This is a genomic window from Xanthomonas sp. MLO165 (assembly GCF_018831305.1).
GTDB lineage: Bacteria > Pseudomonadota > Gammaproteobacteria > Xanthomonadales > Xanthomonadaceae > Xanthomonas > Xanthomonas arboricola.
In genome coordinates, this window is record NZ_CP029263.1 from 3,570,082 (window position 1) to 3,586,822 (window position 16,741).

At 63.1% G+C, this 16,741-nt stretch carries 13 protein-coding genes and 1 pseudogene; 7 read left to right on the forward strand and 7 right to left on the reverse strand.

Annotation, left to right across the window (positions count from 1 at the left end; all coding sequences use genetic code 11):
• Window position 1: 1 nt before the first annotated feature.
• The 3 genes from DGN21_RS15005 to DGN21_RS15015 all read right to left on the reverse strand — a co-directional run bounded on the left by DGN21_RS15005 (window position 2) and on the right by DGN21_RS15015 (window position 3,524).
• Window positions 2–1,642, reverse strand: coding sequence for an NAD+ synthase (locus DGN21_RS15005; RefSeq protein WP_039519390.1), 1,641 nt, complete (start codon window positions 1,640–1,642; stop codon window positions 2–4).
• Window positions 1,643–1,844: 202 nt separating this feature from the next.
• The gene (locus DGN21_RS15010; RefSeq protein ID WP_252374667.1) at window positions 1,845–2,666 is read right to left on the reverse strand and encodes an MBL fold metallo-hydrolase; all 822 of its coding nucleotides are present in this window, start codon (window positions 2,664–2,666) and stop codon (window positions 1,845–1,847) included.
• 213 nt (window positions 2,667–2,879) lie between these two features.
• Complete coding sequence (locus DGN21_RS15015; protein WP_252374668.1) at window positions 2,880–3,524, reverse strand: DsbA family protein; 645 nt, start codon at window positions 3,522–3,524, stop codon at window positions 2,880–2,882.
• An 80-nt stretch (window positions 3,525–3,604) separates the two neighbouring features.
• On the opposite strand from DGN21_RS15015, the gene DGN21_RS15020 reads away from it, so the two are divergent.
• Complete coding sequence (locus tag DGN21_RS15020; RefSeq protein ID WP_215824981.1) at window positions 3,605–4,546, forward strand: LysR family transcriptional regulator; 942 nt, start codon at window positions 3,605–3,607, stop codon at window positions 4,544–4,546.
• 219 nt (window positions 4,547–4,765) lie between these two features.
• On the opposite strand, the gene sucD is transcribed toward DGN21_RS15020, so the two are convergent.
• The gene (gene sucD, locus DGN21_RS15025) at window positions 4,766–5,641 is read right to left on the reverse strand and encodes a succinate--CoA ligase subunit alpha (protein WP_011038208.1); all 876 of its coding nucleotides are present in this window, start codon (window positions 5,639–5,641) and stop codon (window positions 4,766–4,768) included.
• Window positions 5,642–5,665: 24 nt separating this feature from the next.
• Complete coding sequence (gene sucC / locus DGN21_RS15030) at window positions 5,666–6,835, reverse strand: ADP-forming succinate--CoA ligase subunit beta (RefSeq protein WP_039519379.1); 1,170 nt, start codon at window positions 6,833–6,835, stop codon at window positions 5,666–5,668.
• 231 nt (window positions 6,836–7,066) lie between these two features.
• On the opposite strand from sucC, the gene DGN21_RS15035 reads away from it, so the two are divergent.
• Together DGN21_RS15035 and DGN21_RS15040 are read left to right on the forward strand one after the other, a co-directional pair.
• Complete coding sequence (locus DGN21_RS15035) at window positions 7,067–8,680, forward strand: HAMP domain-containing sensor histidine kinase (protein WP_016901263.1); 1,614 nt, start codon at window positions 7,067–7,069, stop codon at window positions 8,678–8,680.
• A 192-nt stretch (window positions 8,681–8,872) separates the two neighbouring features.
• Window positions 8,873–10,267: a sigma-54 dependent transcriptional regulator gene (locus tag DGN21_RS15040; RefSeq protein ID WP_016901261.1), complete on the forward strand. Its 1,395-nt coding sequence runs from the start codon at window positions 8,873–8,875 to the stop codon at window positions 10,265–10,267.
• A gap of 220 nt (window positions 10,268–10,487) precedes the next feature.
• On the opposite strand, the gene pilB is transcribed toward DGN21_RS15040, so the two are convergent.
• Entirely contained in the window at window positions 10,488–12,224 is a 1,737-nt protein-coding gene (pilB, locus tag DGN21_RS15045; RefSeq protein ID WP_126966294.1) for a type IV-A pilus assembly ATPase PilB, read from the reverse strand.
• 631 nt (window positions 12,225–12,855) lie between these two features.
• The gene (locus tag DGN21_RS20320; protein ID WP_104600101.1) at window positions 12,856–13,308 is read right to left on the reverse strand and encodes a prepilin-type N-terminal cleavage/methylation domain-containing protein; all 453 of its coding nucleotides are present in this window, start codon (window positions 13,306–13,308) and stop codon (window positions 12,856–12,858) included.
• A 353-nt stretch (window positions 13,309–13,661) separates the two neighbouring features.
• Between DGN21_RS20320 and DGN21_RS15060 the strand changes: the two genes are divergently transcribed.
• From DGN21_RS15060 to DGN21_RS15075, 4 genes and pseudogenes are all read left to right on the forward strand, one after another.
• The gene (locus DGN21_RS15060; protein ID WP_104608920.1) at window positions 13,662–14,915 is read left to right on the forward strand and encodes a type II secretion system F family protein; all 1,254 of its coding nucleotides are present in this window, start codon (window positions 13,662–13,664) and stop codon (window positions 14,913–14,915) included.
• Window positions 14,916–14,922: 7 nt separating this feature from the next.
• On the forward strand, window positions 14,923–15,786 hold the full coding sequence (locus DGN21_RS15065; protein ID WP_016849610.1) for an A24 family peptidase: 864 nt from the start codon (window positions 14,923–14,925) through the stop codon (window positions 15,784–15,786).
• A gap of 13 nt (window positions 15,787–15,799) precedes the next feature.
• Window positions 15,800–16,423 carry a dephospho-CoA kinase gene (gene coaE / locus DGN21_RS15070; RefSeq protein WP_126966295.1) on the forward strand — a complete coding sequence of 208 codons (624 nt, stop codon included), beginning with the start codon at window positions 15,800–15,802 and terminating at the stop codon, window positions 16,421–16,423.
• A 99-nt stretch (window positions 16,424–16,522) separates the two neighbouring features.
• Window positions 16,523–16,738 (forward strand): annotated as a pseudogene (locus DGN21_RS15075) (SymE family type I addiction module toxin); the annotation flags it as partial.
• Between the last annotated feature and the right edge of the window lie 3 nt (window positions 16,739–16,741).

Consider the following 16,741-nt stretch of genomic DNA (forward strand, 5'->3'; position numbering starts at 1 on the left):
GCTACTGGCCGGAATAGCCATTGGTGATCGGGTAACGCCGCTCGCGGCCGAACGCGCGCCGCGACACCTTGGGCCCGGGCGCGGCCTGGTGGCGCTTCCATTCGTTGAGCCGCACCAGCCGCAGCACGTGCTCGACCGTGTCGGCGGCATAGCCGGCCGCGACGATGTCATCGCGCGACTGCTCCTGGTCGACGTAGCGGTACAGGATGCCGTCCAGCACATCGTACGGCGGCAGCGAATCCTGGTCGGTCTGGTTGTCGCGCAACTCGGCCGAGGGCGGGCGCGAAATCACGGCCGGCGGTATCACCGGCGCCCCGCCCACGGTATTGCGCCACTTGGCCAGGCCGAACACTTCGGTCTTGTATAGATCCTTGAGCGGGGCGTAGCCGCCGCACATGTCGCCGTAGATGGTGGCGTACCCCACCGCGTATTCGCTCTTGTTGCCGGTTGTCAGCAGCAGCCCGCCGAACTTGTTGGACAGCGCCATCAGGATCACCCCGCGGCTGCGCGACTGCAGGTTCTCTTCGGTGATGTCCGGCTGGGTGCCTTCGAACATCGGCCCCAGCGCGGCGAGCAGGCCTTCGAACGCCGGCTCGATCGCGATGGTTTCCAGCTTGACGCCCAGTGCGCGGCATTGCTCGTCGGCCAGATCGTTGGACAGGTTGGCGGTGTAGCGCGACGGTAGCCGCACCGCGGTGACGTTGTCGCCGCCCAGCGCATCGACCGCCATCGCCAGCACCAGCGCCGAATCGATGCCGCCGGACAGGCCCAGCCAGACCTTGGTAAAGCCGTTCTTGCGGCAATAGTCCTGCAGCCCGCGCACCACGGCGCGCCAGGCCAGCGCATCCATGCTCTCGTCGCCATCGTCCACCCACACTACCGGGGTGAAACTGCGCTCGCCGGCGGCATAGTCCACCACCAGCCACTGATCGACGAAGGCGGCGGCGGCCGGATGCACGGTGCCGTCGCCATCGGCCACCACCGATGCGCCGTCGAACACCAGCGCATCCTGGCCGCCGACCACGTTGAGGTAGGCAATCGCCGCCCCGCTCTCACGGGTGCGCTCGGCCAGCAGGGCATCGCGCTGCGCATGCTTGCCGCGCTCGTAGGGCGAGGCATTGGGCACCAGCACCAGCTCGGCGCCGGCCTGCACGGTCCTGGCCAGCGGCTCGGCAAACCACAGGTCCTCGCAGATCACCACGCCCACCTGCACGCCCTTGACCGTGACCACGCAGTTGTCGCCATCCGGGTCCACGTCGAAGTAGCGGCGCTCGTCGAACACTGCGTAATTGGGCAATTCGCGCTTGCGATACGTCGCCTCGATACGCCCGTCGCGCAACACGCTGGCGGCGTTGTAGACCACACTGCCGGCACTCTGCGGCCAGCCGACCACCGCCACGATGCCGCGCGTGCTGGCGGCGATGCGCGCCAGCGCTTCCTGGCAATGGGCGAGAAAACCGGGCCGCAGCAGCAGATCTTCCGGCGGGTAGCCGCTGATCGCCAACTCGGGAAACAGCACGATGTCCGCATCGAACTCGTCGCGCGCTGCCGCGATGAAGTCGATGATGCGATCGGTATTGCGCGCCACGGCGCCGACCGGGAAGTCGAACTGCGCCATGGCGATGCGGAGCGTCTGGGACATTGGAAGGCCTATGCGAAATGCAGCGGGGAAGGCGTGGCTGCGCCGCATCCCGCAACAGACCGGGATGCAGACCGGCGTCGCCGCCAAGCCTGCATTATTCCAGAAGCGCAGCGGCGTGCAGGGATCTGCCGCGCCTCGGTGTTACGCGTCCGCTGCGTGCACGGCGCCTGCGCGGATGATGTCCGGCTGCGCCGTCATCGCATCAGCCCCACTGCATCTCGCCGGTGGCGACCTTGGCGCCGATCTGCAATGCCACCGTCATGCCGGCATCGGGGTAGCGCGCGGTCATGGCCTTGATCAGGTCGGCACTGTTGCTGTGCCTGGCCAGCTCTTGCTCGAAAGCCAGCAGATAATCGCGCGTGTAGGCGATGGCCGAGGCATCGGTGGGCGCGCCCGGCAGCAGATGGCCGGCCACGACCACCGATGGCGAACGCGCCGCCATGCGGTCCAGCGTCTTGCGCCAGGCGGCACGGCCTTCGGCGCCGCGCGTATCGGCGGTCCACACATGCGTGCCGGAGAACACCAGCACGCCACCGAAGATTGCCTTGAGTGCAGGCACCCAGACATAACGTCGGTTGGCCAGGCCATCGGCTTCGACGATCTCCAGCGCGTGGCCTTCCAGTGTGAGCGCAGGGCCATCGAAGGGTTCCGGCATCACGATGTCGGCCAGGCGCTGCGGGCCGTTTTCCTTTAGCTGCGGGCCCCAGATGGCCAGTTTCTTTTCGACATTGCCCTTGATCGCCGCAATGGTGGCCGAGGCGGCGATGACGCGCGCCTCGGGGAAGGCAGCCTTGATCGGCGCCAGGCTGAAGTAGTAGTCCGGGTCGCTCTGGCTGATGTAGATGGTGGTCAGCGTCTTGCCGCTGGCGCGGATCGCCTCGGCCAGCGCCTTGCCGTCGGGCAGGGTGAAGCCGCCATCGATCAGCACCGCATCGCGCGCGCCGGAAATCAGCACCGGCGCGCGGAAGAAACCGTGCTCGCCGGCGGGGAAATGTTGATACGTCAGTGTGGTCGGTGCAGCCATGGCGGTATTCGCTCCAGGGAAGGCGGTTGCGACACTCGCAACCGCCAGGGTTTTGATGACATCTCGTCGGGTTGGCATTGGTTTGGCCTTTGGGGATAGCGATGGTTGGGGTGAGGGTGCGGCGGAAGACAGCCAAGTCACCGGAGACGTGTCTGGGGAAAGGTCAGCTGCAAGAAAGCCAACCCCATAGCGAGAAACCAGTCACCCAGACGCCTAAAAATGCCCAGCATCTAATTGCCGCAGGACGACATCGGGGTTTCCATAACCCGCCCCGACATCCAGCAACCACCGCTTGCCAGACGACTGCGCAACCAGCGTGGGCACGCCGCGCACATCGAATTCCTGCAATAGCTCCAGCGCGGTGTCGATGCGCGCCTGTGTCAGCGCCAGCAGCTGCGCATCCGGCGCGGCGATCTGCTTTGCGGCCTGCTCCAGCCCAAGCGATTCCAGCAGGCCCACCAGCGTGTCCAGCGCGGTCACATCGTTACCCTCGACATAGCGCGCCCGCTGGATGGCCCCCAGCACCTGCACTTCGCGCGACGGAGCGACACGCGCCACCGCCGTCAGTGCCAACGTCGCCGGACCGCTATCGAAGCGCTGCTGACGATCGCCGAGCACGCGTTGTTGATACTGGGCGCTGAAACCCTGGCCGGTCAGCTGCGCAATGCGTTGGTCGTTGGACCAGGCGTAGCCGGCGAAGGTGTCGTCCATCGCCCTGGCGCCCGCGCCCAGAAACAGCCCGGCTGGCAGTAGTTGCAGCGCGACATCGGCCCGTGCCTGCAACGCCGACACCACGGCGGTGGCGCCATAGCACCAGCCGCACAGCGGGTCGTAAATGTAGTGAACGGTGGTGGACATGGCAGCGGCATCCGGTGGCGAGGAAGGCATCCTAGGCCTGCGCCGTTGACTCTTAAATCCATCCGCCATAAACATACCGTATGCCAAAGACACACAATCGAAGCGAGACCGGACCAGGCGGCCTTGGCAATCTGCGCCGCCTGGCCTACTTCGTCGCAGTGGTGGACACCGGCTCGTTCACGGCGGCCGCCGAGCGCCTGGGCATCACCAAGGCGGTGGTGAGCCAGCAGGTCGCCCGCCTGGAGCGCGAATGCCGCACCTCGCTATTGGTGCGCACGACCCGCAGGGTGCGCACCACCGAACTCGGGCAGGCGTTCTACCAGCGCTGCGCGGCCATCCTGCGCGATACCGACGACGCCTTCGACGCACTTACCGACACCGCCGCCGAACCGTCCGGGCTGCTCCGGCTCACCGCCCCGCTGGACTACGGCGTGCGCGTGGTGGTGCCGGCGATCGCGGCCTTCACCCGGCGCCATCCGGCCTGCAAGGTCGACGCAATCCTCAGCGACCAGACCCTGGACCTGATGACGGCCAACATCGAACTTGCGATCCGCGTCGGCTGGCTGGCCGAAAGCAGCCTGCAGGCACGCAAGATCGGCGCATTTCGGCAGTTGCTGGTCGCCCCTTCCGCGATGGCCGCGCAGCTGGCCCGAATCGCATCGCCGCAGGACGTCGCCACCCTGCCCTTCGTGGCCAACACCGCCCTGCGCGATCACCAGCGCTGGCAATTCGCGCACGCCACGCATGCGCCGCAGAGTGTGGAGGTGCAGCCGGGCATCTTTCTCGACGCCACCCTCGCCGTGCGCGAGGCGGTGTGCCAGGGCGCAGGCATCTCGGTGCTGCCCGACTATGTGGTCGCTGACGATCTGGCCGCCGGTCGCTTGCTGCACGTGCTGCCGCAGTGGCAGTTGCCGTCCGGCGGCATCCACGCCGTGTTCCCGGCAACGCGCTTTCGACCGGCAAAGGTGCGCGCGTTCGTGGAGCTGTTGCTTGAGCTCAATGCGCAACAGCAAGAGCTTTGAATCGAACGCTGCAAGCCGATCGAATCCACCGCCAAGTCGCGACAGGCAACGGCGGCCGGCGAAGACGCTGGCACCAGCCAGCCATTGGCCAGCGGAAATGGCCACGTCGGCCATTGCAACAAATGACTCGCCACAGACCGCTGGCTAAAGTGGCTAGCCACAAAAAAGGCCGCCCGAAGGCGGCCTCTCCGACGCTACGCGCTTGCGCGCGCGGCGTGCTTACTTCACCAGCGCAGCAATCGCCGCACCCAGATCGCCCGGCGAACGGACGGTCTTGACGCCGGCGGCTTCCATCGCCGCGAACTTGCCTTCGGCAGTGCCCTTGCCGCCCGATGCGATCGCACCGGCGTGGCCCATGCGCTTGCCGGCCGGCGCCGACGCACCGGCGATGAAGCCGACCACCGGCTTCTTCACGAACTGCTTGATGTACTCGGCACCGGCTTCTTCGGCGTCGCCACCGATCTCGCCGACCATGATGATGCCTTCGGTCTGCGGATCTTCGTTGAACAGCTTGAGGCAGTCGACGAAGTTCAGGCCGTTGATCGGGTCGCCACCGATACCGATACAGGTGCTCTGGCCCAGGCCCACTTCGGTGGTCTGCTTGACCGCTTCATAGGTCAGGGTGCCCGAACGCGACACGATGCCGATCTTGCCCGGCTTGTGGATGTGGCCCGGCATGATGCCGATCTTGCACTCGCCCGGGGTGATCACGCCGGGGCAGTTCGGCCCGATCAGCACGGTGTCCGGATGCGAGCGGGTCAGCACGTTCTTGACGCGCAGCATGTCCAGCACCGGGATGCCCTCGGTGATGCAGACGATGACCTTGATGCCGGCCGCGGCCGCTTCCAGGATCGCATCGGCCGCGTACGGCGGCGGCACGTAGATTACCGACGCATCGGCGCCGGTGCTCTGCACGGCATCGGCCACGGTGTTGAACACCGGCAGGTCGATATGCGTGGTGCCGCCTTTGCCCGGCGTCACGCCGCCGACGACCTGGGTGCCGTACTCGATCATCTGAGTGGCGTGGAAGGTGCCCTGCTGGCCGGTGAAGCCCTGCACGATCACCTTGGTGTTCTTGTTAATCAAAACGGACATGGATAGTTCCTTCGGTGTCGTGGATCAGGCGGCGTTCTTGACAGCTTCGACGACCTTCTTGGCACCGTCGTTGATGTTGTCGGCCGGGATGATGGCCATGCCGCTGTCGCGCAGCAGCTGCTTGCCTTCTTCCACATTGGTGCCTTCCAGGCGCACCACGACCGGGACCTTGACGCCCACTTCCTTGACCGCAGCGATGATGCCCTCGGCAATCATGTCGCAACGGACGATGCCGCCGAAGATGTTGACGAAGATGCCTTCGACCTTGTCCGAGGACAGGATCAGCTTGAACGCCTCGATAACGCGCTGCTTGTTGGCGCCGCCGCCCACGTCCAGGAAGTTCGCCGGCTCGCCGCCGTTGAGCTTGATCACGTCCATGGTGGCCATGGCCAGGCCTGCGCCGTTGACCATGCAACCGATGTTGCCGTCCATGGTGACGTAGTTGATGTCCAGCTCCGACGCGGTCACTTCGGTCTCGTCTTCCTGCGTCTTGTCGCGCATGGCGATCAGCTGCTTCTGACGGAACGCGGCGTTGTCGTCGCTGTCGAATTTGCCGTCCAGCGCGTACAGGTTGCCGTCGTCCAGGATCGCCAGCGGGTTGATTTCAACCAGCGCCAGATCCTTTTCGTTGAACAGGCGATACAGGTTCACCATGATGCTGGCGAACTGGCCGGCCTGCTTGGCGGTCAGGCCGAGCTTGAAGCCGAAATCGCGGCCGTGGTAGCCCTGCACGCCTTCGACGAAATCGACGTTGAGCGAATGGATCAGCTCCGGCGTCTCGGCGGCGACCTGCTCGATCTCCACGCCACCCTCGCTGGAGGCGATGTAGGTGATGGTCTTGGTGCCGCGGTCGACCAGGATCGACAGGTACAGCTCCTTGACGATCTCGCCGGCGGTGGTCACCAGCACCAGGTTGATCGGCAGCTCGACGCCGGCGGTCTGGTAGGTGGACATCTTGGTGCCGAGCATCTTGGCCGCTGCGGCCTTCACGTCGTCGGTGGTCTTGCAGAACTTGACGCCGCCAGCCTTACCGCGACCGCCCGCGTGGATCTGCGCCTTCACCATCCAGGGGCCCTTGCCCAGGGAATTGGCGACTTCAACCGCTTCGTCCGGGGTCGCCGCGACCTTGCCGGCCGGAACGGGGATGCCGTACTCGGCAAGCAGCTGTTTTGACTGGTATTCGTGGAAATTCATGCGTCACCGTGGGAAAAGGAAACGACCGCTGCGTGCAACGCAGACCGCCTGGGCGGCACGTCAAGAGACGCGAACGGGCCGCCTATTGTGGCCGACCACGCCGTGCGGCGCAAAAGTCGGCGCGCGCGGCCCGTCGTTTGCACCGCTTGCACGCCGCCCGGCACTGTGCGCAAGCGCTGCGCGGGCCGCGCACCTGCCTATACTCGCGGCTTGCTCCAGCGGGGAATCGGCTTGCCATCCAGCCCATCGCTTATCGACCGGATCCAGTCCGCGCCGCAGCGCGAGCTGTACTTCTTTTCGCTGTACCGGGTGCTGGTGGCCGGGCTGATCGCCGCGCTGGTGTTCAGCCCCCTGTCCGACGCGATCCCGGAGCCGCGTTACCCGCGCCTGGCGGCCGGCGTGGCGATCGGCTATCTGTCGGTGGCGATCCCGCTGCTGTTCTGGGGCCGCAGCGAGCGCCGGCTGACCACCACCGTGTTCTGTTCGGTGCTGGCCGACATCGCCGCGGCGACCCTGGCCACGCATGCGCTGCCCGGCGCCAGCGCCGGCATCGCGATGATGCTGCTCTTCAATGTCGCCGCTGCCTCGATCCTGCTGCGCCTGCGCTACGGCATGAGCATCGCGGTGCTCGCCAGCGGCGCCATCGTGCTGGAATACCTGTGGACCCTGCTCGAAGGTGGCGGCGCCGCCCGCCCGGTCGCGGAACTGGCGATGTTCGCCACCAGCTACGTCGCGGTGGCCTTCATCTGCGAACAGATCGGCTCGCGTGCGCGCCGCAACCAGGTACTGGCCGAAGAACGCGGCGCGCAGGTCGCCAACCTCTACGAGATCAACGAACTGATCATCCGCCGCATGCGCACCGGCGTGCTGGTGGTCGATACGCACAACCGCATCACCCTGGCCAACGAGGCGGCGCTGGCGCTGCTCGGCGACGGCGACCAGCGCAACGCCCCGGTCGACCTGTCGCTGGCGGCGCTCACGCCCGAACTGTCGCGCCGCCTGCAGCGCTGGCGCAGCGGCTGGCGCGAGGAAGAGGCACCGCTGCAACTGGGCGCCGACCGCCCGGAAGTGCAGCCGCGCTTCGTGCGGTTGCTCGCCGACAGCGACCTGGTGCTGGTGTTTCTGGACGATGCCAGCGTGGTGTCGCGGCGCGCCGAATCGCTCACCCTGTCGGCGATGGGGCGCTTTTCGGCCAGCCTGGCGCACGAGATCCGCAACCCGCTGGCGGCGATCAGCTACGCCTCGCAGCTGCTGGAAGAATCCCCGGACATCGGCGATGCCGACCGCCGCCTGTTGCAGATCATCCACCAGCAATGCCAGCGCACCAACGGCATTGTCGAGAGCGTGCTCGCGCTGGCCCGCCGCGAGCGCGCAAGCCCGGACAACCTGGATCTGGCCGCCTTCGTGCGCCGCTTCGTGGTCGAGTACCGGCAGACCCTGTCGATGGAGACCGACATCCTGGAGGCCAGCATCCAGGGCAATGCCGTGCATGCCTTGATCGACCCAAAGCACCTGCACCAGATCCTGACCGCGCTGGTGCACAACGCGCTCAAGTACGGCCGGGTCATGGACGAACCGGCACGGGTGAAACTGCGCGTGGAGCGCATGGAGCGCATGGCGGTGATCGACGTGGTCGACCGCGGCCCCGGCATCCCGGAGACGGTGGCCGCGCAATTGTTCCGCCCGTTCTATACCACCTCCGAGCACGGCACCGGGCTGGGCCTGTATATCGCCCAGGAACTGTGCCGCGCCAACCAGGCGCAACTGGACTACGTGTCGGTGCCGGGCGGTGGCGCCTGTTTCCGGATCCTGTTGCAGGGGCCCAATAGCCTGCTCGGGAAATAAGCGGGATCGTCGCGTCATGCCAGCAGCAAGCCAATGGCGCTGCGGCCTGCGCTGGCACTGCGATCGTGTCCGTGCGGCCAGCCGCTGCGCATCGTGCAGCGCCCGCGCACCATCGTGTGATCGCGTGAATCGTTACGCCCGGACCCGACCGGCAATTGTCGACGGTCATCGCCGTGGGCTATCGTGCGCCACATGAACGAACCGAAAAGTGCCCTGGTTGTCGATGACGAGCGTGACATTCGCGAACTGCTTGTTCTCACCCTGGGCCGGATGGGCCTGCGCATCAGCACCGCCGCCAACCTGGCCGAAGCACGCGAGCTGCTGGCCAACAATCCCTACGACCTGTGCCTGACCGACATGCGGTTGCCCGACGGCAACGGCATCGAGCTGGTCACCGAAATCGCCAAGCACTATCCGCAGACCCCGGTGGCGATGATCACCGCGTTCGGCAGCATGGACCTGGCGGTGGAAGCTTTGAAGGCCGGTGCCTTCGACTTCGTCAGCAAGCCGGTGGACATCAGCGTGCTGCGTGGCCTGGTCAAGCACGCGCTGGAATTGAACAACCGCGACCGCCCCGCCCCGCCACCGCCGCCACCGGAACAGGCCAGCCGCCTGCTGGGCGATTCCAGTGCGATGGAAAGCCTGCGCGCCACCATCGGCAAGGTCGCGCGCAGCCAGGCGCCGGTCTACATCGTCGGCGAATCGGGCGTAGGCAAGGAGCTGGTCGCGCGCACCATCCACGAACAGGGCGCACGCGCGGCCGGCCCGTTCGTGCCGGTCAACTGCGGCGCCATCCCCGCCGAACTGATGGAAAGCGAGTTCTTCGGCCACAAGAAGGGCAGCTTCACCGGCGCACATGCCGACAAGCCAGGCCTGTTCCAGGCCGCGCACGGCGGCACGCTGTTTCTGGACGAGGTGGCCGAATTGCCGCTGCAGATGCAGGTCAAGCTGCTGCGCGCGATCCAGGAAAAATCGGTGCGCCCGGTGGGCGCGTCCAGCGAGTCGCTGGTGGACGTGCGCATTCTCTCGGCCACCCACAAAAACCTGGGCGACCTGGTCTCCGACGGCCGTTTTCGCCACGACCTGTACTACCGCATCAACGTCATCGAACTGCGCGTGCCGCCGCTGCGCGAACGCGGGGGCGACCTTCCGCAACTGGCCGCGGCCATCATCGCGCGCCTGGCACATAGCCACGGCCGGCCGATTCCGCTGCTGACCCAGTCCGCGCTCGACGCGCTGGACCAGTATGGCTTCCCGGGCAATGTGCGCGAGCTGGAAAACATCCTCGAACGCGCCCTGGCCCTGGCCGAAGACGACCAGATCAGCGCCACCGACCTGCGCCTGCCCGCCCACGGCGGCCATCGCCTGGCCGCCACACCGGGCAGCGCCGCCGTCGAACCCCGCGAAGCGGTGGTGGACATCGACCCCGCCTCGGCCGCCCTGCCTTCCTACATCGAGCAACTGGAGCGCGCCGCGATCCAGAAGGCGCTGGAAGAAAACCGCTGGAACAAGACCAAGACCGCCGCGCAGCTGGGCATCACGTTTCGGGCGTTGCGTTATAAATTGAAGAAGTTGGGGATGGAGTAAAAGGCCGGGAGTCAGGAATCGGGATTGGGGAATCGGGAATCGTAAAAGCACAGGCGCCGCTTCGATGGTTCTTGCGGGAAACAGCGCGATGGATTGGCTCATGCATCACCTCGCGGTGGCCCGCTGCAATCCTTGACGATGTTGTCCAAACAAAAAAGCCTGGGAAGTACAGGCCCCAGGCTTTTCCGATTCCCCAATCCCGATTCCCGATTCCCAGCACTCAGTCCTTCGTCACTCGGTTGATCTCGGCCAGGCTGGTTACCCCGTGCGCGGCCTTGACCAACGCCGATTGGCGCAGGTCGCGGATGCCGATACTCTGTGCCGCCTCGGCGATCTGCATCGCGTTACCGCCTTCCAGCACGATCGCGCCGATCTCGTCGGTCATCGGCATCACCTGGTAGATACCGGTACGGCCCTTGTAGCCTTCGGTGCATTCGTCGCAGCCGACCGCCTCATACAACTCGATACCGGCAGCGATCTGCGCCGGCGTGAAGCCTTCGGCCAGCAACGCGTGCTCGGGCAAGGTCGATTTGCGCTTGCAGTTGTTGCACAGGCGCCGCGCCAGACGCTGCGCGATCACCAGGGTCACCGACGAGGTGATGTTGTACGGCGCGATGCCCATGTTCATCAGGCGCGCGATGGTCTGCGGCGCATCGTTGGTGTGCAGCGTGGACAGCACCATGTGACCGGTCTGCGCGGCCTTGATCGCAATCTCGGCCGTCTCCAGGTCGCGGATTTCGCCGACCATGATGATGTCCGGATCCTGGCGCAAGAACGAACGCAGCGCCGCGGCAAAGGTCATGCCGCGCTTGTTGTTCTGCTGCACCTGATTGACGCCAGGCAAGCGAATTTCAACGGGGTCCTCGGCGGTGGAGATGTTGCGCGTCTCGTCGTTGAGGATGCCGAGTGCCGTATACAGCGACACCGTCTTGCCCGAACCGGTCGGCCCGGTCACCAGCACCATCCCGTAGGGTTTGTGGATCGCCTCCAGGAACAGCTTCTGCTGGTCCGCCTCGTAGCCCAGCTTCTCGATGCCCAGCTTGGCCGCGCTGCCGTCCAGGATACGCAGCACCACCTTCTCGCCGAACAACGTCGGCAAGGTGCTCACGCGGAAGTCGATCTGCTTAGTCTTGGACAGGTTGAGCTTGATGCGCCCGTCCTGAGGCACCCGCTTCTCGGCGATATCCAGCTGCGACATCACCTTCAGACGCGCCGCGATGCGCTGGTTCAGCTTTACCGGTGCCTTGGCAACATTCTTCAGCAGCCCATCGATGCGCAAGCGCACCCGATAGTCGTCTTCGTACGGCTCGAAGTGGATGTCGGAGGCTCCCCGCCGGATCGCATCCACCAGCACCTTGTTGACGAACTTCACCACCGGCGTGTCGTCGCCCTTGGCATCGACCCCGGAATCCCCGCCGGCGCCCATGTCCTCGTCCCCGGCCGACACGTCCAGGTCGCCCATCCCCTCATCATCGTCCCCGAGCGACGAGCCAAGCGCCGCATTGCTGGCTTGCCATTGCTCCAAGGTGCGACGGATCTGGTCCTCGTCGACCAGGATCGGCTCGACCACCAGGTTGGTATGGAACTTGATGTCGTCCAGCGCCCGGGTCTGGGTCGGGTTGCTCACCCCCACGAATAACCGGTTGCCGCGCTTGAACAGCGGCAGCACCTGGTACTTCTGGAGCAACTCTTCACTAACTAGCTTAATGGCGTTTTGGCTGGCGTCGAAGACGGAAACGTCCATTAGAGGCATGCCGAACTCGACTGCATTAGCCGCCGCAAGTTGTGCCGCGGACACCAGCTTCCTGTCCGCGAACCATTGCGGGAGGGGCACCTTCGCTTGCGCAGCCTGATCCATTGCAGCACGGGCCGCCATTTCATCAAGAGCACCATCTTGCACAAGACGACGCGCCAGCCCAGTGATACCGACCAAGTTGGTGCTGATTGCGATGCTCATAGAATTTCAAGATCCTGTGGCGACGTACATACCGTACAGTCCAACCCATGCTTGCACAAAAAAATTTGTATCTACAACCTCCACCTTATTTGCAATGCCCTTGTCCGTCACGGAAAGCCCGCCTAGCATCACAAGTGGTCCCTGTATTCGTCCAGTCAAGTTGAACTCCTACAGACAATGAGGGAGTATCTATGATCGTGAGTTGCGCAGAGCCATCTACAGATGTGGCACCAGTAGTTGCTCGAATCACTCCATCTTGTATGGTGAAAGGCGCAGGCAAGTTTCGCGTATGTGTTGAAGGCGCTATAGGTACACCGTTAAATCCAGAACTACACCCAACTAGTGACTGTTGTTCGGTTGCACAAAGACCTATTGCAGTCCGATAAGCACCTAGTTCCGACATCGCAGCCGCCGCTCTAGTCCTAGATACATAGTCGCTATACAGCGGAATTGCTAGTGAAGCCAGTATTGCTATCACCGCAACGACGATCATCAATTCTATCAGGGTGAAACCTGCGACTGATCCTTTGCGGTCCATACGCTCCCCCTCAGACTTTCCACAAGAGATTTACAGCGCAAAAATAAAGAGCCCTGCAAAGCAGGGCTCTAAGTTACATCAGCATGCACCGAATTACGGGCAACCACCTTGACCAGGCTTGAAGCCACGCGTCGGATTGCAAGAGGTGCCGCTATTCTCCCAAGAGATGACACCTGCGTTAGAAGTCGGAGTCAGCACATAAGTCAGGTTGGCACCGCCGCTCGAAGCGGTGGCGCCAGTCGTGGCCGTGATGACACCGTCCGCAACGCTAGTGATGTTAGTCACGTTCTTAGTACGAGGAAACGCAGCAGCAGTAATCGCCGGAATACCGTTGGTACCAGCGCTACAACCCGTTGCAGTCTGCGTTTCAGCGATGCAAGACGAAACTGCAGTCTTGTACCCAGCGAGCTCTGCAGCAGCACCAGAGGCACGGGTACGCGAGACATAGTCTTGGTACTGCGGAATAGCGATTGCCGCCAGAATCGCAATGATTGCCACAACGATCATCAACTCGATGAGCGTAAAACCTTTCTGCATTTTGTTCATCTGAAATCCCCTAGAGGTAATTAAATCTCGAGACAGGCGTCCCGAACCGGACAGCAGTTGCTTCGTGTACAAATTTAAGCAAGCAGGATGCGTGCCAAGTCAGACCACCCCCTCGAAACGCCCTGATCGAATGATGCACCATCTTCAGCGAGCTTGGCACAGCGCGAGTTTCGTTCTGAGACACCATCTACATCGGGCCCCGCCTGGTCAGAAGGTGACAAATAAGGTCACATTCGCCCGCTCGCTACAAAAATCGCCCTGCTCCGCAACTCAATCGAACGCCGTGCTTGATACGAAAGAAAGAGGTACCATCAGACATCTTTCGCCTGGGGACGGCGGATTGGGGATAGAACATGGCAGCAACAAGCGGCACTCTCAAAAGCAAACCGGGCGGCAAGGCAAGCCAGCTACAAGTCTATGTGTGGGAAGGCTCCGATCGTCGTGGCGTCAAGATGAAGGGCGAACAGAGCGCGCGTAACGTCAACCTGCTGCGAGCCGAGTTGCGCCGCCAGGGGATCACCCCAAGTATAGTCAAACCTAAACCGAAACCCTTGTTTGGCGAGACTGGCAAAAAAATCACGCCGAAAGACATTGCCTTCTTTAGTAGACAGATGGCGACAATGATGAAGTCAGGCGTACCTATAGTCGGCGCGCTGGAAATCATAGGAAGCGGACACAAGAATCCGCGCATGCGCAATTTGGTGGGTCAAGTTAGAACCGACATCGAAGGCGGCTCATCGCTCTATGAGGCCATGAGCAAACACCCGGTTCAATTTGACGAGCTATATAGAAACCTAGTCAAAGCCGGCGAAGGCGCGGGCGTACTTGAAACGGTCCTCGATACCGTTGCGACTTACAAAGAAAATATTGAAGCACTCAAAGGAAAAATAAAAAAAGCGCTTTTTTACCCTGCCATGGTTATTGCAGTAGCTATCATAGTGAGCGCGATTCTATTAGTATTTGTAGTACCCCAATTTGAGGACGTCTTTAAAGGGTTTGGCGCTGAACTACCTGCATTTACTCAGCTAATAGTATCCGCATCGCGCTTTATGGTCGCTTATTGGTGGCTAATACTTTTCACGAGCATAGGATGCGTCGTAGCATTTTTGTACGCTTACAAGCGCTCACTTCGCCTACAACACCTGATAGATAGGCTCACTCTCAAAGTGCCCGTCATAGGGCAAATAATGCACAACAGCTCAATTGCGCGCTTCTCAAGAACGACGGCGGTGACCTTTAAGGCCGGCGTTCCGCTAGTGGAGGCTCTCGGCATTGTAGCCGGAGCTACTGGCAATGCCGTTTATGAGGACGCCGTTCTGCGTATGCGGGACGATGTTTCAGTGGGTTATCCGGTCAATATGGCCATGAAACAGGTAAATTTATTTCCACACATGGTCATCCAAATGACAGCGATCGGCGAAGAAGCGGGTGCGCTAGACGCCATGCTCTTCAAAGTGGCCGAGTATTACGAGCAAGAAGTCAATAATGCCGTGGATGCCTTGAGCAGTTTACTTGAGCCTCTGATTATGGTCTTTATTGGAACAATCGTTGGCGGAATGGTTATCGGCATGTATCTACCAATCTTCAAACTCGCCTCTGTGGTTTAAATCAAGTATGGCATTTCTCGACCAGCATCCCGGTCTCGGCTTTCCTGCCGCGGCCGGACTGGGACTGCTGATCGGCAGCTTCCTGAACGTGGTGATCCTGCGCTTGCCCAAGCGCATGGAGTGGCAATGGCGGCGCGATGCGCGCGAGATCCTGGAGCTGCCGGATATCTACGAGCCGCCGCCGCCAGGCATCGTGGTGGAGCCGTCGCACGACCCGGTCACCGGCGACAAGCTCAAGTGGTGGGAGAACATCCCGCTCTTCAGCTGGCTGATGCTGCGCGGCAAGTCGCGCTACAGCGGCAAGCCGATCTCCATCCAGTACCCGCTGGTGGAGCTGTTGACCTCGATCCTGTGCGTGGCCAGCGTCTGGCGGTTCGGCTTTGGCTGGCAGGGCTTCGGCGCCATCGTGCTGAGCTGCTTCCTGGTGGCGATGTCGGGCATCGACCTGCGCCACAAGCTGCTGCCGGACCAACTGACCTTGCCGCTGATGTGGCTGGGCCTGGTCGGCTCGATGGACAACCTCTATATGCCGGCCAAGCCCGCCCTGCTGGGTGCCGCGGTTGGCTATGTCTCGCTGTGGACAGTGTGGTGGCTGTTCAAACAGCTCACCGGCAAGGAAGGCATGGGCCACGGCGACTTCAAGCTGCTGGCCGCGCTCGGTGCGTGGTGCGGGCTGAAAGGCATCCTGCCGATCATCCTGATCTCCTCGCTGGTCGGCGCCATCCTCGGCTCGATCTGGCTGGTGGCCAAGGGCCGCGACCGCGCCACCCCGATCCCGTTCGGCCCCTACCTGGCCATCGCCGGCTGGGTGGTGTTCTTCTGGGGCAACGACCTGGTGGACGGCTACCTGCACTTCGCAGGCCTGCGTTGACCGGGGCACGGCGATGAGCGACTTCATCGTCGGCCTCACAGGTGGCATCGCCTCCGGCAAGAGCGCCCTCGCCGCCGAGTTCGAGAAGCTTGGTGTGCCGGTCATTGACGCGGATGTTGTTGCGCGGCAGGTCGTGGCGCCTGGCTCCATTCTCGACGCCATTACCGAGCAGTTCGGCCGCGAGATTCTGTTACCGGATGGAACGCTGGACCGCCAAGCGCTGCGCAAGATCGTCTTCGCCGATCCAGTCCAACGGAAAGCGCTGGAAGCGATCACCCACCCGGCCATTCGCGCAGAACTGCAGCGCGCCGCGCTGGCAGCCGTGGGCCCTTATACGATCGTCGCGATTCCCCTGCTGACCGAAGCGGGCGGACGAGCGACCTATGCCTGGCTAAACCGCATTCTCGTCGTCGATGTGCCGGTGTCGCTCCAACATGCTCGCCTGATGCAACGCGACGGGAGCACATCGGTGCTTGCCGATCAGATGATTGCCGCGCAAGCGTCTCGCGAACAACGATTGGCCATTGCCGATGACGTAGTCAGCAACGAAGGCGACACGGACCGATTGGCGCAACAAGCGCGAAGCCTGGATGCGAGCTACAGGGCAGTTTTACAAACGCATCCAATCGGGCGCTGACATCTACGGGTGCGCACTCAAAATACTGCCATGGACAGTCGGCTGCCGTTACCGCCGGCGAGATCGTTAGCACACGAAGCGTGGCATCCATTACTCCCTTACTACGATGCAGAATCTGGCCGGCCGCACAGCCAGCGGATTCCCAGCGTGCGCTTGCGCGGGATTTGGCTGGAGCAGTTGGGATTTGCGGTTGGGTGCAAGCTGCAGATCACTGCGCGTGCGGGCGAGTTGGTGGTGACGGTGGTGAGCGCTGAGCTGGGTTTTGGGTGCGGATGTTGTTTGGATGCCCTGCAGTGGGAAGGACGATACGTGTAAAGC